Origin of the sequence: Burkholderia sp. Ac-20379, from assembly GCF_017104645.1 — a bacterium.
Taxonomy (GTDB): domain Bacteria; phylum Pseudomonadota; class Gammaproteobacteria; order Burkholderiales; family Burkholderiaceae; genus Burkholderia.
The window spans coordinates 1-12,807 of sequence record NZ_JAAGPF010000056.1 but is presented as its reverse complement, the minus strand read 5'-3'; the positions used below and the strand labels follow the sequence as shown (position 1 = coordinate 12,807).

14 protein-coding genes and 1 pseudogene are annotated in these 12,807 nt (G+C 65.0%); 6 read left to right on the top strand and 9 right to left on the bottom strand.

All coding sequences use genetic code 11. The annotated features are described in order from the left end of the window. Positions 1-80: 80 nt before the first annotated feature. Complete coding sequence (locus tag G3N92_RS10520) at positions 81-992, top strand: 2-hydroxy-3-oxopropionate reductase (RefSeq protein WP_277396156.1); 912 nt, start codon at positions 81-83, stop codon at positions 990-992. Positions 993-1,076: 84 nt separating this feature from the next. Here the strand turns inward: G3N92_RS10520 and ttdB are convergent, their stop codons facing one another. From ttdB to G3N92_RS10505, 3 genes are read right to left on the bottom strand one after another with little or no spacing between them, the layout of a single operon-like run. After that, a complete protein-coding gene (gene ttdB / locus G3N92_RS10515) occupies positions 1,077-1,685 on the bottom strand; it encodes a L(+)-tartrate dehydratase subunit beta (protein ID WP_206127403.1) in 609 nt (202 codons plus the stop codon). Further along, the gene (gene ttdA / locus G3N92_RS10510; protein ID WP_206127402.1) at positions 1,682-2,581 is read right to left on the bottom strand and encodes a L(+)-tartrate dehydratase subunit alpha; all 900 of its coding nucleotides are present in this window, start codon (positions 2,579-2,581) and stop codon (positions 1,682-1,684) included. Before ttdA ends, ttdB begins: the two co-directional genes overlap by 4 nt. 39 nt (positions 2,582-2,620) lie before the next feature. Beyond that, positions 2,621-3,922 (bottom strand): MFS transporter, encoded by a 1,302-nt coding sequence (locus G3N92_RS10505; RefSeq protein WP_206127401.1) that lies wholly within the window; start codon positions 3,920-3,922, stop codon positions 2,621-2,623. Between the two features lie 170 nt (positions 3,923-4,092). Here G3N92_RS10505 and G3N92_RS10500 point away from each other — a divergent pair, with 170 nt between their 5' ends. Beyond that, positions 4,093-5,016 carry a LysR family transcriptional regulator gene (locus G3N92_RS10500; protein WP_206127400.1) on the top strand — a complete coding sequence of 308 codons (924 nt, stop codon included), beginning with the start codon at positions 4,093-4,095 and terminating at the stop codon, positions 5,014-5,016. 224 nt (positions 5,017-5,240) lie between these two features. Beyond that, a complete protein-coding gene (locus G3N92_RS10495) occupies positions 5,241-5,552 on the top strand; it encodes a DUF4148 domain-containing protein (RefSeq protein WP_206127399.1) in 312 nt (103 codons plus the stop codon). A 74-nt stretch (positions 5,553-5,626) separates the two neighbouring features. On the opposite strand, the gene G3N92_RS10490 is transcribed toward G3N92_RS10495, so the two are convergent. From G3N92_RS10490 to G3N92_RS10480, 3 genes and pseudogenes are all read right to left on the bottom strand, one after another. Beyond that, positions 5,627-7,018: a TIGR00366 family protein gene (locus tag G3N92_RS10490; RefSeq protein WP_206127398.1), complete on the bottom strand. Its 1,392-nt coding sequence runs from the start codon at positions 7,016-7,018 to the stop codon at positions 5,627-5,629. 486 nt (positions 7,019-7,504) lie between these two features. Continuing rightward, positions 7,505-7,954, bottom strand: a complete 450-nt coding sequence (gene cynS / locus G3N92_RS10485; protein ID WP_206127397.1) for a cyanase — start codon at positions 7,952-7,954, stop codon at positions 7,505-7,507. 340 nt (positions 7,955-8,294) lie between these two features. Beyond that, positions 8,295-8,450 (bottom strand): annotated as a pseudogene (locus G3N92_RS10480) (hypothetical protein); the annotation flags it as partial. Between the two features lie 177 nt (positions 8,451-8,627). On the opposite strand from G3N92_RS10480, the gene G3N92_RS10475 reads away from it, so the two are divergent. After that, positions 8,628-9,527: a LysR substrate-binding domain-containing protein gene (locus G3N92_RS10475; protein ID WP_206127395.1), complete on the top strand. Its 900-nt coding sequence runs from the start codon at positions 8,628-8,630 to the stop codon at positions 9,525-9,527. Between the two features lie 38 nt (positions 9,528-9,565). Here the strand turns inward: G3N92_RS10475 and G3N92_RS10470 are convergent, their stop codons facing one another. Next, positions 9,566-9,826 carry a hypothetical protein gene (locus tag G3N92_RS10470; protein WP_241014708.1) on the bottom strand — a complete coding sequence of 87 codons (261 nt, stop codon included), beginning with the start codon at positions 9,824-9,826 and terminating at the stop codon, positions 9,566-9,568. 468 nt (positions 9,827-10,294) lie between these two features. Between G3N92_RS10470 and G3N92_RS10465 the strand changes: the two genes are divergently transcribed. Further along, positions 10,295-10,759 carry a hypothetical protein gene (locus G3N92_RS10465; protein WP_206127394.1) on the top strand — a complete coding sequence of 155 codons (465 nt, stop codon included), beginning with the start codon at positions 10,295-10,297 and terminating at the stop codon, positions 10,757-10,759. Between the two features lie 151 nt (positions 10,760-10,910). Continuing rightward, entirely contained in the window at positions 10,911-11,522 is a 612-nt protein-coding gene (locus G3N92_RS10460) for a 3'-5' exonuclease (RefSeq protein WP_206127393.1), read from the top strand. A 36-nt stretch (positions 11,523-11,558) separates the two neighbouring features. Here G3N92_RS10460 and G3N92_RS10455 read toward each other — a convergent pair whose 3' ends face one another. Continuing rightward, positions 11,559-12,044: a hypothetical protein gene (locus G3N92_RS10455; protein WP_206127392.1), complete on the bottom strand. Its 486-nt coding sequence runs from the start codon at positions 12,042-12,044 to the stop codon at positions 11,559-11,561. 71 nt (positions 12,045-12,115) lie between these two features. Next, a partial coding sequence (locus tag G3N92_RS10450) for a tannase/feruloyl esterase family alpha/beta hydrolase (protein WP_206127391.1) occupies positions 12,116-12,807 on the bottom strand: 692 nt, incomplete at its 5' end.

Below are 12,807 nucleotides of genomic sequence, written 5' to 3'. Positions count from 1 at the left end.
CCTTTCCGGCGCGCCCCGCGAGGCGGCGCGCCGCTTTTTCTTCGCATCGCACGGCTCGAATACGGGCCGTGCGCCCCCGGCTGTTCCCCAAAACCCACCAGGAGAAACACATGGCACGACTCGGATTCATCGGCCTCGGCATCATGGGCGCCCCGATGGCGCAGCATCTGCTCGACGCCGGCCACGAACTGTTCATCTACACGCGCGGCGCGCTGCCCAAGGCGATCGCGGAACGCAAGGCCGTCAGCGTCGAATCGCCCGCCGAAGTCGCGCGCCGCGCTGACACGGTGTTCATGATGTTGCCCGACACGCCGGATGTGACCGGCGTGCTGTTCGGCGAGCAGGGTGTCGCTACTGGGCTGACCAAGGGCAAGACGGTAGTGGACATGAGCTCGATCTCCCCGATCGAGACGCAGGGCTTCGGCGAGCGGATCCGTGCGCTCGGCTGCGAGTATCTCGACGCACCGGTGTCGGGCGGCGAACTTGGCGCGAAGGCCGCGACGTTATCGATCATGGTCGGCGGCAGCGCAGGTGCATTCGAGACGCTCAGGCCGCTACTCGCGCTGATGGGTAAGAACATCACGCACGTGGGCGAAGTGGGTGCCGGGCAAACCTGCAAGGTGGCCAACCAGATCGTCGTAGCATTGACGATCGAGGCGGTAGGCGAAGCGCTGCTGTTCGCGTCGAAGGCCGGTGCCGATCCGGCCAAGGTGCGCGAGGCGCTGATGGGTGGCTTCGCCGCATCGCGCATTCTTGAAGTGCACGGCGAGCGGATGATCGAGCGCAAGTTCGAGCCGGGCTTCCGTATCGCGTTGCACCAGAAGGATTTGAACCTGGCGCTGCAGAGCGCGAAGGCGATCGGCGTCGCGTTGCCGAACACATCCACCTGCCAGCAGCTGTTCAACGCCTGCGTGGCAAACGACGGTGCCAGCTGGGATCACTCGGCAATGGTGTGTGCGCTCGAAATGCTCGCTGGTCACGCCGTCGCATAACAAAACGGCGCGCCAGGCAGAAGGTTCCGCCTGGCGCGCCGCACCGGTTCCGAATAGGCGGTCGTGCCGCCCGCGAAACCTGCCTTACTTGATGAAGCTGAGCTGCTTGCTGATCTCGTCGAGAATCGGCTTCTTTTTCTCGTTGAACGTCGTCTTGTTCTGCTGGATCAAGTTGTTGCCCTTGGTGTCGATCGAGATGATCAGCGGCCCAAACTCGCGCACGCGGTTGATCCACAGCGTTTCCGGCATGCCGAGATCCTGCCATTCGGCGCCTTCGATTTCCTCGACCAGCGTGGCCGCCAGCACCGCGCAGCCACCCGGGAAGATCGCGTGCACGGCCTTGTGCTCCTGACATCCCGCGGCCGTCTCCGGCCCCATGCCGCCCTTGCCGACGATCAACTTCACACCCGTCTGCTCGATGAACTCGCGCTCGAATTTCTCCATGCGCATGCTTGTGGTCGGGCCGATCGAGACCATCTCGAAGCCGCCGTCGGGCTTCTTGCGCACGATCGGTCCGGCGTGGAAGATCGCGCCGCCCTCGAGGTTCACCGGCAGCTCGCGGCCCTGTTCGATCAGGCGGCGGTGCGCGACGTCACGGCAGGTCACGAGACGCCCAGTCAGGTAGACCACATCGCCCACCTTCAGGTCTTCGAGGTCTTCCGACTTGATTGGCGTAGTCAGAATCTTCTTCACAGCACCACTCCTTCATGAGACAGAATGTCGTACGTCAGATCCGCGTTGATGCGAATCTTGCCGCGTCGGTGCGCCCAGCAACCGGTGTTCACGGCCACGCCGATGGTCGACGGATGACGTGCCGACGATTCGATATTCACCCCCATCACGCTGTTGTTGCCGGTCAGGCCTTGCGGGCCGATGCCGACCTGGTTCAGCCCCTGCTCGAGCAGGTCTTCCATCAGCGCCGCGCGCGCATTGCTGCTTTTCGAATCGACGGGGCGCAGGATCGCGAGCTTTGACAGGCGTGCCGCCGTTTCGACCGAGGTCGAGACGCCGACGCCGACCAGCAGGGGCGGGCAGGCATTGACGCCGCGCTCGGTGATCACGTCCATCACGAATTCGGCCACGCCCTCGTAGCCCTGGCCCGGCATCAACACCTTGGCCGCGCCCGGCAGCGTGCAGCCGCCGCCGGCCATGTAAACGTCGATCGTGCAACTGTCCGAATCCGGCACGATGCGCCAGTCGAGCCAGGGAATCTGCGTGCCGGTGTTGGTGCCGGTGTTCTTCTCGTCGAAGGTTTCCACCGCGTTGTGGCGCAGCGGGCCCATTTCGGTGGCGCCTTCGGTGGCGCCGCGCAGGATTTCCTCGATCTCGCCGAGCAGTGGGAACTGCGCGCCGGCTTCGACGAAGTACTGGATCACGCCGGTGTCCTGGCAGCTCGGGCGGTTCAGCTTGTCGGCGGCTTCCTGATTGTCGGCCATCGAGTCGTAGACGGACTTCGCGAGCGGGTTGGTTTCCAGCGTGCGCAGCTCCGCGAGCTTGGTCTTGACGTCTTTGGGCAGGCGTTTGCCGATATAGGCCGTGAAGCGGGCCATGGTGTCCGTCAGGGACTGGGTAGCAGCGACCTTGTCCATGTTGTTCTCCTTGTGGATGATTCCGTGGGGGGGAGGGGGTCAGTGCGCGGCCGCGTCGGCCGTGGTCGCCACGGGCTTTTTCGTGCGCGACAGCAAAATGGTCAGGACAGCGGACATGACCAGCAGGCCCGCGACGAAGTACAGCCCGCCGCTGAAGCTGCCGGTTTCTTCCTTGAGCCAGCCGATCACGGCCGGCCCGGCGAAGCCGCCGAGGTTGCCGATCGAATTGATGGTGGCGATGCCGGTGGCGGCAGCCGCGCCGGACAGGAACATCGTGGGCATGCTCCAGAGCGGCGGCTTCGCGCAGCTGATGCCGACGTTGACGAGCGTCAGCGCGGCGATCAAGCCGACCGCGCTGTTCGCGGCGGCTGCCACGATCAGTCCGATGGCTGCGGCGACGCAGGCCAGCACGACGTGCCAGGTGCGCTCGCCGGTGCGGTCCGAATGACGCGACCAGAGCACCATCGCGATGACCGAGATCACCGGCGGCACAGCGTTCAGGAAGCCGACGGTCAGCGACGACACGCCGAGTTGCTTGATGATCTGGGGCGACCAGATGCCAAGTGTGTAGAGGCCGGCCGAGGTGCCGAAATAGATCAGTGCGAGCGCCAGCACGCGCGGGTTGGCGAGGCCGCTCCAGATGCTGTGTGCACCGCCGCCGGTGCGGCTCGCGGCTTCTTCCCGCAACGTGGCGACGAGCCAGGCGCGTTCGTCGTCGCGCAGCCAGGTAGCCTGTTCGGGCCGGTCGGTCATGAAGAAGAACACCATCACACCGAGCACCAGCGCCGGTACCGCCTCGACGACGAACAGCCATTGCCAGCCGGCCAGGCCCATCACGCCTTGCATTTGCAGCAGCGCGGCCGAGATTGGCGACCCGATCGCCGTCGAGATCGGCGCCGCCGCCATGAACAGCGCTGTGACGCCGGCGCGCCGTCGCGCTGGGAACCAGTAGTTGAGGTAAAGGATGATGCCGGGGAAGAAGCCCGCCTCTGCCGCGCCGAGCAGGAAGCGGATCACATAGAAGCTGACTGGGCCCGTGACGAAGGCCATCGCCGCCGAGATCAGGCCCCAGGTCACCATCACGCGCGCGATCCAGATTCGCGCGCCGACCTTGTGCAGCACGATGTTCGAGGGTACCTCGAACATGAAGTAGCCCCAGAAGAAGATGCCGGCGCCGAAGCCGAGGGTCGAGGCCGTGAAGCCGAGATCCGTCTTCATCGTCAGCGCCGCGAAACCGATGTTGACGCGGTCGATGTAGGCGACGAAGTAGAGCAGCATGATGAAGGGCACGATGCGCCAGCCGATCCGGCGCAGCGTGCGTTGTTCGAGCGAGGTATCCATGGGGTGTCTCCGTTCTCGTTGGATGCGCGATCGGGGGGCGGCCTCGCACTCCGCCGATCGGACCCGCGTGGCCGAATCCTGTTGTAGACCACACGTGGAGCGGAGATTAAGATCTCTACCGAAGGAATGAATCGCTCGAAACTTAATACATAGTTGCAAAAAATTTACGAATGGGAACGGACAGCGAACTGGGCTTCTTCTGCCTGCTCATCAAGCACGGCAGTCTCGCCGCGACCGCGCGCGAGCTTAATCTGACTCCGCCGGCCATCTCGCGCCGGCTCTCGCAGCTGGAGGCGCGGCTCGGCGTGCGGCTGCTCAATCGCACGACGCGGCGCATCAGCCTGACCAGCGAAGGGGAGGTGTATTTCGCCAACGCGCGACGGATCCTCAGCGACATCGACGAGATGGAGCGGCTGGTATCGAGCAGCCGCGCGGCGCCGAAGGGACTGCTGCGCGTGAATGCGCCGCTCGGATTCGGGCGCTCGTATATCGGGCCGGCGATTTCCGCGTTCAGCGATGCCTATCCCGACGTGGACGTGCAGCTGCATTTGACGGACCGGCCGGTGGCTTTGCCCGACGAGGCGATCGATCTGTCGATTCGTTTCGGAGAACTGCCCGATTCTCGGCTGGTGGCCAAGCGGATTGCCGGCAACCGGCGTTTGCTGGTCGCCACGCCAGGCTATCTGCGCCGCGCCGGCGCACCGCAAATGCCGCACGATCTGGTCTCGCACGAATGTATCGTGCTGCGCCAGAACGATGCCGCCTACGCCAACTGGAGGCTGACGCGTGGAGGCCGGACCGAAACGGTGAAAGTGCGCGGCAAACTCAGCACCAACGACGGTAGCGTCGCGCTGAACTGGGCACTCGAGCATCGCGGCATCCTGATGCGCGCCGAGTGGGACGTGGCCAAGTATCTGCGCAGTGGCCGCCTCGTGCAGGTGTTGCCCGAGCACGAGACATTGCCGGCCGATATTTATGCGGTGTTTCCGGAGCGGTTGAATCTGTCGGCGAAGGTGGCGTGCTTCGTCGATTATCTGCGCGCGTACCTGGGGCAGCACGCGGACGGGCCGCAGCGGGTGGATCAGGGCTGGTAAATCTTTTGGCACGGCCGCGGATTCGTGAATCGCGGTTGAGGCGGAATTGAATTTCGGCGTGCGTTGTACATGCGCGCAGGTGTTAGATTAATTTGAGGAATTGTGCCGGTTTAAATGGCGCTTGCCATGTAAATTTAAGTTCATGCAATTCACTCGAATTCGTTCTGCGACGCTCATTAACATCCTCTCCGACCGCGTGGTCTCAATTCAATCGAGAGGATGTCATGAATGCAACCCATAAAGCCGCCTGCCTGGTTTTGCTGATCGCGATCAGTTCAGTGTGCAGCGCCGCGCCTGTCATGACGGCGCAGGAATGCCACAGCTATAAGGCCTCACGGGCCAACCGGCCGCTGACGCGTGCCGACGTCGTTGGTAATCTCGATGCGCTTGAAGCGGCCGGCTATACCCCGGCGCGCGGCAACGATCCTTATTATCCCGACGATATTCAGGCGGCCGAGAAAAAGCTGGCCAGGATGGAAGTCAAGGATTGCGGAAATGCCGGCTATCGGCTGAATGCGTCGAACATGCCTTCATGATTGAATCCGATCGATGCCAAGGATGTTTCGTCATCCTTGGCATCGATCGATCCATCAAGCGCGTGCCGCGCCGATCAAGGCACCAACCACAGCGCCACCGCATACACCACCAGCGACACCGCGAACGTCACCGCCGTATACCCCATCACGCGCTGAATCCGGATTCCCGCGATCGCGACGATCGGCACGGCCCAGAACGGTTGCAGCATGTTCGAGACGTTCTCGGCCATCGCCACGCCCATCGCGGTGCGCGGCACCGAGGCGTGCAGGCTCAGTGCGGCCGGCAGCACGAACGGCCCTTGCACCGCCCAGTGGCCGCCGGCACTCGGCACCAGCAGCGTGATGATCAGCGAGCTGAGGTAGCTCCAGAGCGGCAGCGTCATCGGCGTGGCGATCGTCACGAACGCCTTGGCGATCATCGACGCGAGCCCGGTGCCCTTCATCATGCCCATGATCCCGCCGTACACGGGGTACTGCAGCAGCATCGAGCCGGTCTGGCGCGCGGCGCGGCGGATCGCGTTGGCGTAGGCGATCGGCGTGCGCTGCAGCGCGAGGCCGATTAGCAGGAAGATCAGGATCGTGGTGTTGATGTCGAGATCGAAGCGGTGCTCGCGCCATTCCATGACCAGGAACCCCACGCCGAACAGCAACAGCAGCGCGGTGCCGAGCATCGATTGCTCGAGCCGAGTGGCGAACGACGGCGCGCCGCCGGCCGCGCGCGCATGCGGATCGTCGCTGGGCGCGTCGGCCTCGTCCTGGGTGGCCGCGGCGAACGGCACCACGTCCGCGTCGCGCGGATGCATGCGGATGAAGATCGCCGTCATCACCACCACCACCAGCACGGTCGGTACGAACACGAACGGCGCGAACACGGTGCTGGCGAGCGGCACGACCTGCCCGGTGGCCTTCTCGACGAGGTTCAGCGCGTTGCCGTGCGACGCCTGCGACAGCGCGATCGAACTGGACAGCCCGCTGTTGCAGATCGACCAGGCCGAATAGCTGCCGGCCACGAGCCAGGCGAAATCCACGCGCACGCGCCGCGCGATCTCGCGCGACAGCATCGCGCCGACGATCAGCCCGAGCCCCCAGTTCAGCCAGGCCGCCACGGCCACCACCGGGAACACCAGCAGGGCGGCGCGGGCCGGCGTCTGCGCCCGCGCGGCCATCGCGCGCAGGCCGCGCTGCACGACGGGCGCCTCGGCGATCGCATAGCCGGTGGCGAGGATCAGGATCATCTGCAGCGCGAAGCCGAGGATGCCGAACGTGCCTTCGTACCAGGCGCCGAGCACGGTCGGCACGTCGCCCTTGGGCGCGACGGCGAACGCGAGCACGGCGACGAACGCGGTCAGGCAGATCGAGAGCACGAACGGGTCGGGCATGACGCGTTCGAACACATAGACGAGGGCGGATACCACGCCGCGCGATTCGCGGGCGGGCGGGTGGGCGAGGGTGCGGTCTCTTTGCATGCTGTCTTTCGGTTGCGCAGCAGGGGGGCCTGCTGGCTGGCCGGGGCGCGAGGATCGGCATGCGGATGCGCCCGGCCACGCGTGCGGGCACGAAGGCCGGCGGCGCGATCGGGACAGGGGGCGGTGCTCCTCCAGGTGCTCGGGGCGAATGCTCCGGCGCAGCGGGTTCATGTGTGTCGGTTCGCGTCGCGCGATACATCGCGCAGACGCGTCGGACGGCCAGCCTGTTCTTGTTATGTTGTTCTTTAGTCGAACATTGGATCGATAATCGAACGCGGCCATGATCGCCGCGCGCTCCGGCGGTGTCAATACGCGTCGTGCGTCGATAGGGGTATTTCGCCTGCGTTCGCAGCGAGATGAATGCTGATTGAAAGACAATCAGACGAATGTGAAATGATTTGGTAAGGCAGCGGCCGATGGGAAATGGGGTAAGAACGTGGGGCGGGACAGCGGCCGGGCGTCGCGGCGCCCGGCGCGAGGGGGCGATCAGTACTGCTTGTACGGCAGGAATTTGCCCGACAGCACGACGTTGACGCGGTCGCCCTTCGGATCCTTCTCGCGCTGGATGTCCATCGAGAAATCGATCGCGCTCATGATGCCGTCGCCGAATTCCTCGTGGATCAGCTCCTTGATGGTGGTGCCATACACGTTGACGATCTCGTACCAGCGGTAGATCAGCGGATCGGTGGGCACGGCGGACGGCAGCGAGCCCTTGTACGGCACGATCTGCAGCCAGGCCACGGCTTCGTCGGGCAGTTCGAACAGCTTGCCGAGCGCCTCGGCCTGCGGCTTGTCGAACGTCATCTGGCCGAGGCAGCCGGCGGTGGTGAACTCCTTCGACAGGCCGGTGGCCTCGGCGGCCTGCGTCCACTTGATGCCTTTGCGCACCTTGGCGGACAGAATCATCTTCGTCACTTCTTCACGGCTCGAAATCATCGCTGCGACTCCATTGAAACGGCTGGACAGGGAACGACGCCGCGCGAGCGGGCGCGCGGCGGCGAAACGGGATGGGCGTGCGGGACGGCGGCGCGCTGCATGGGCGCGCCGCGGCGAATCATCGTGGGGAGGGCGGCGCCGGCCGCGAAGACATGCGGACCGGCGCGTCGCCAGGCCTCATTAGCGGCCGGCCAGAAATCGGTGTCAACGGCGCACCGACTGTGCTGCTTTTCCGCGCGGAGGATTGATGCGACGCGCGGCGCATCGGCTCAGGCACCGCCCGCTGCGCCGTTGCTCGCGAGCGTCCAAGCCGGCCGCGCGGCGAACGCATCGTGCCGGCTCAGGCGTCGCCCACCAATGCCGCCACCGGCAGCGCGCCGAGCACGGCGATGCGGCCCTCGCTCACGCCCACGTCGCACTGCCGGCGCGGCGCGCCCGTGCCGTCGATCAGCGTGCCGTTCTCGATCACCAGATCCAACATGTTTGCCGCCGTACGTGAATGTCGATGGCCGGATCATGCGTTCGTCAAAACCGCCGGGCAAACCATTAATCCTGCGGTGAGCGTGAGGAAAATGCATGCATGCGTGGAAATACCGGCTTCTCGCGGCTTTTTGGCGTGCGAGGCTATGATTTTTACTAATGCTGCGCGGGCCGCCCGCCGCGCATTGCGCCCATGTTCCATGCTCCGTCCATGCAGTCGCTGCTGTGCTTCGAGGCGAGCGCGCGGCTGCGCTCGTTCACGGCCGCCGCGCACGAACTGCACCTCACGCAGGGGGCAGTGAGCCGCCAGATCCAGACGCTCGAGGAGCGGCTCGGCGTGGCGATGTTCGTTCGCCGCCGCGATGCCATGACGCTGACCGACGCCGGGCGCGAATACTTCGCCGAGATCGAGCCGCTGCTCAAGCGCCTCGAGCGCGCGACCGTCAACGTGATGGCGCTGAAGGGGCGGGGCGGCGCGCTGTCGCTGTCGGTCGGATCGTCGATCGGAAATTACTGGCTGATTCCGCGGCTGCCGGCGTTCACGCGCGAGCACGGCGAGATCACGCTGAACATCCGGACGCGCGTCGGCGCGGTGGATTTCAGTCAGGCCAGCGTGGATGCGTCGCTCGAATTCGGCGACGGCAGGCGGCCCGGCATGCACTGCGAGTTCGTCGCGCCGCTGGCGCTGCTGCCGTATGCCGCGCCGCAGTGGGTCCGCGAGCATGGCGCGGCGGTGGGCGCCTGCACGCCGCGCGGGGCGCTGATCCAGCACCTGACGCTCGACGGCGCGTGGGACGCGTGGTTCGCGCACGACGGCATCGCCGCCGAGGCGGGCAACGAGGGGCCGCGCTACGAAATCATGTCGATGGCGCTGAACGCGGCCGTGGGCGGCCTCGGCGCGACGCTGCTGCCGCCGTTCATGGTGGCCGATCAGGTGGCGGCCGGCCGGCTCGTGGCGCTTTCTTCGAAGCCGTGGCGGCATCCGGCTAAGGCGTATTACCTCGTCTATCCGGAGACGTCGGCGGGCATGAAAGCGCTGACGATCTTTCGCGAGTGGTTGTTGGGGCAGGCGGGCGAGGGGGCCGAGGGCTGAAGGTCACGGGCCGGGCATCGGCGCGCGCCGGTGCTCTCCTACCGCGTGCGGCGCAGCCAAGCCGCGCAGATGCCGATCAGCGCGAGCACGCCGGCGTCGGCCGGCAGCAGGATCGGCAGCGGGCTTTCCCATTTGTCCATGTTCGCGGTTCGGCCGTAATAGGGCGGGCCGTCGCCGTAGGCTTCTTGCAGCGCGAGCGCGTTGAATGCCACCGCGAGTACGACGACGGCGAAGAACAGCGCCACGGATGCGATTCGGATCGCGCGGCGGCGCACCGGCAGGTGATCGTGAGCGGGCATGGGGCGAGTTCCAGCGGCGAGCGCGCTTTGCGTTGCGGCGACGGTTAAGGGGGGACGGATGCAACCGGAGCAAGCGGATGCGTTTTTCATGAACGGTAGAATACCGCCCGTCGCGCTTCGCGGGGTTTGGGTTGATCGCGTGGCCCCCGCTGCCGGGCAGCCCACTCGCCTGACGGGTTTGCGATCGGCTCGCGCCGCGTATGCGAAATGTTTCGTGCCGGAGTTCAACGTCCTTTCGCTGCTGCGTACGGGCGAGGTTTGGCTGTTGGCCGTCTTTGCCGAATTGCTCGGGCATGAATTTACGGACGGCGTTTTATGGCGCGAGGCGCAGCTTATTTGCGACAAGAGGCATGGAACGATGGTTACTTCGGCACGACTCCGCCAGTGGCGCATAATTTTGCCACGGTGCCACCGAGCACCACGTTCTCCAGCTATAAAATTTCACCATTCGTTGTGGACTGGTAACAAATGAATTCATTCGAAAAAATACTGGAACGACTGAGTGGTGATGATTGGCGCCCTTTCAGCCAAGGATACACGCCCACGAAACTCGAAATGGACGGCGTAATGCAATGCTTAAAAGCAATTTCGAGCATTGCGCGGCGGTACGATGCGACAGAGGGGGCGCACGTTTTATCGAGTTCTGCTCGGCTGATGGGGTTCACTCCTACTTTGGAAGTGGAGAGCGCTATTAATGAGCGGCTTGAAACAATTCAAAATGCGTATGCGAAAGTGATAGTAAAAAATGCGATGGAATGGGCTGCGATGATTTCTGTAAAAGAATTATCGCCTGATTTTCAAGTGGATCTCTTTGAGCCATTGCTTTCTCTAATTGGGCGTGGGTGCCATATCGGGATTAGCAAGGGATTTTTCGATGTTGGTGGCAATAACATCCCGCTTCACGGATGGCCTGTGATCGCCGCCAAAAATTGAACCATTGGGCGGCCTATTTCAGTCAAAATCGCCCCCTGTTCGAGCGCAGACATGACGCCCATGATCGCCGAACTGACCGAAAAGGCCTTTCGGCGGCTCGAACGCGATACCCTGCTGACCCGACTCAATTCCCCCGCCTGATTCACGAAACATGCAAACCGTAGCCGTCCTCGACTTCGAAACCACCGGCCTGTCGCCCGCCCAGGGCGACCGCGCCACCGAAATCGCCGTCATCCTGTTGCGCGACGGCGAAATCGTCGACCGTTACCAGAGCCTGATGAACGCCGGGCGGCGCATTCCGTCCGACGTGGTTGCGCTGACCGGCATCACGAACGACATGATCGCGTCGGCGCCGCCGGTGGCCACCGTGATGCGCGAAGCGGCGGCGTTCGTCGGCGGCCATCCCGTGGTGGCCCACAACGCGGCGTTCGACCGGCGCTTCTGGCAATCGGAGCTCGAACTGCTCGGCGTGCCGTCGGCGCACGATTTCGCCTGCACGCTGCTGGTGTCGCGGCGCATCTATCCGCAGGCGCAAAGCCACCGGCTGTCGAATCTGGCCGACATGCTGCGCCTGCCGAAATCGGGCCGCGCCCACCGGGCGATGGTCGATGCGGAGATGGCGGGGCATCTGTGGTGCCGCTTGCAGCGCGACATGGCGCAGACCTACGGGCTGCGCCGCGTCGACCACGCGCTGATGTCGCGCCTGCAGAAGACGAGCAAGGCGAACGTCGCGACGTTCCTGGGGACGATGGCCGGGCGTTGATGCCGACCGGCGCCGCCACGCAGGACGGCGCGCACCCTACGCGCCGGCAGCCCGCATGCGCATCCGCCGCCGCCATCGCCACGCCAGCGTCACCCCCGCCTCGACGAAATACAGCAGCGCGAGCCCGCCGAACGCGACGGCGATCAGGTCGAGCGGATTGAACGTGTGCGCGTCGCGGTGCTGCGCGATGTCGCGGATCGCGACAAGCACGTACGGGCTGATCGTGATCAGCCCGCCGATCAGGCAGAACAGGGTCTTGACGATGCTGCGCCGGGTGGTGGTCCAGGGCGGAATCAGCGCGCGGCACAGCCCGACGCAGCCCGAGGTCGCCGTCACGATCGCGACGACCGCGAGCATGCATTCCCCGACGCCATCGTCGCCGCTGCGCAATCCTTCGACCAGCCCATATCCCGCGAAAATCCACACGGGAATCAGCAGCAGCGCCGACGGCAGGCTGCCGGCCATGCCGTACAGGCAACTGCGGCCGAAGATCAACATCTCCTGCACGTCTTGACGCGTCATCCCGTTTGGCCCCGGATCGGTTTTTTCGTGTTTCGGTTTTTTTCGTTACTCGGGCCGGCCGGCCGCCTTGCTCACGACATCGCGCACACGAAGCTGCTGGCCTGATTCACGTTGCCCTTGCCGAGGTAGCGCGGAAAGCCCGGATAGCGGCACAGCGGGCGCGTGCGGCCGTTGGTGGCGGGCAGGATGTCGGTGGCGAGCAGCGTTTCCGGCGCGATGTCGTGCGACACCCAGCGGTCGAGCGCGCCGAGCATGTCCACCGACGGAATGAACACGCCGTTGCCGTGCTGGAAGCCCGGCGCCATGTAGAAGCGCATGAAGCCGTCCACGCGCGCCTGCCCGTAGCGCGCCACCAGCCGGTCGTAGTACGCGATCGTCTGGTTCGGGCTGATCACCTCGTCGGCCAGCCCCTGCATGGTGATCAGCTTGCCGCCGCGCGCGATGAAGCGCGAGAGGTCCGGGTTCATCGCGCCGATCGTCTTCGACAGCGACACGAGCCGCGCCTGGTAGCGCCCCGGGCGCATGACATCGAATTCGAACGCGTCGAACGCCGTGTCGCGCGTGACGAAGTAGCGGATGTACGCGTCGCCCTGTGCGTACAGGTAGCCGTTCTCGTGGAATTCGGGGTGCGATTGCGGATGCGGCGAGTGGGCCAGCCCGAGCCCGCTCGTGAAGCGCGTGCCCTGAAACACGTTGTAGCCGCGATAGCCGTCGACGTTCCAGGCGAGCGGGTAGGGCAGGCGCAGCCCGTCGCGCAGCAGTG

What these genes read in the sequence shown, in the direction of transcription:
- ttdA (WP_206127402.1), bottom strand. Translation starts at nt 2,581, where the DNA reads ATGGACAAGGTCGCTGCTACCCAGTCCCTGACGGACACCATGGCCCGC.
- G3N92_RS10505 (WP_206127401.1), bottom strand. Translation starts at nt 3,922, where the DNA reads ATGGATACCTCGCTCGAACAACGCACGCTGCGCCGGATCGGCTGGCGC.
- G3N92_RS10500 (WP_206127400.1), top strand. Translation starts at nt 4,093, where the DNA reads ATGGGAACGGACAGCGAACTGGGCTTCTTCTGCCTGCTCATCAAGCAC.
- G3N92_RS10495 (WP_206127399.1), top strand. Translation starts at nt 5,241, where the DNA reads ATGAATGCAACCCATAAAGCCGCCTGCCTGGTTTTGCTGATCGCGATC.
- G3N92_RS10490 (WP_206127398.1), bottom strand. Translation starts at nt 7,018, where the DNA reads ATGCAAAGAGACCGCACCCTCGCCCACCCGCCCGCCCGCGAATCGCGC.
- cynS (WP_206127397.1), bottom strand. Translation starts at nt 7,954, where the DNA reads ATGATTTCGAGCCGTGAAGAAGTGACGAAGATGATTCTGTCCGCCAAG.
- G3N92_RS10475 (WP_206127395.1), top strand. Translation starts at nt 8,628, where the DNA reads ATGTTCCATGCTCCGTCCATGCAGTCGCTGCTGTGCTTCGAGGCGAGC.
- G3N92_RS10470 (WP_241014708.1), bottom strand. Translation starts at nt 9,826, where the DNA reads ATGCCCGCTCACGATCACCTGCCGGTGCGCCGCCGCGCGATCCGAATC.
- G3N92_RS10465 (WP_206127394.1), top strand. Translation starts at nt 10,295, where the DNA reads ATGAATTCATTCGAAAAAATACTGGAACGACTGAGTGGTGATGATTGG.
- G3N92_RS10460 (WP_206127393.1), top strand. Translation starts at nt 10,911, where the DNA reads ATGCAAACCGTAGCCGTCCTCGACTTCGAAACCACCGGCCTGTCGCCC.
- G3N92_RS10455 (WP_206127392.1), bottom strand. Translation starts at nt 12,044, where the DNA reads ATGACGCGTCAAGACGTGCAGGAGATGTTGATCTTCGGCCGCAGTTGC.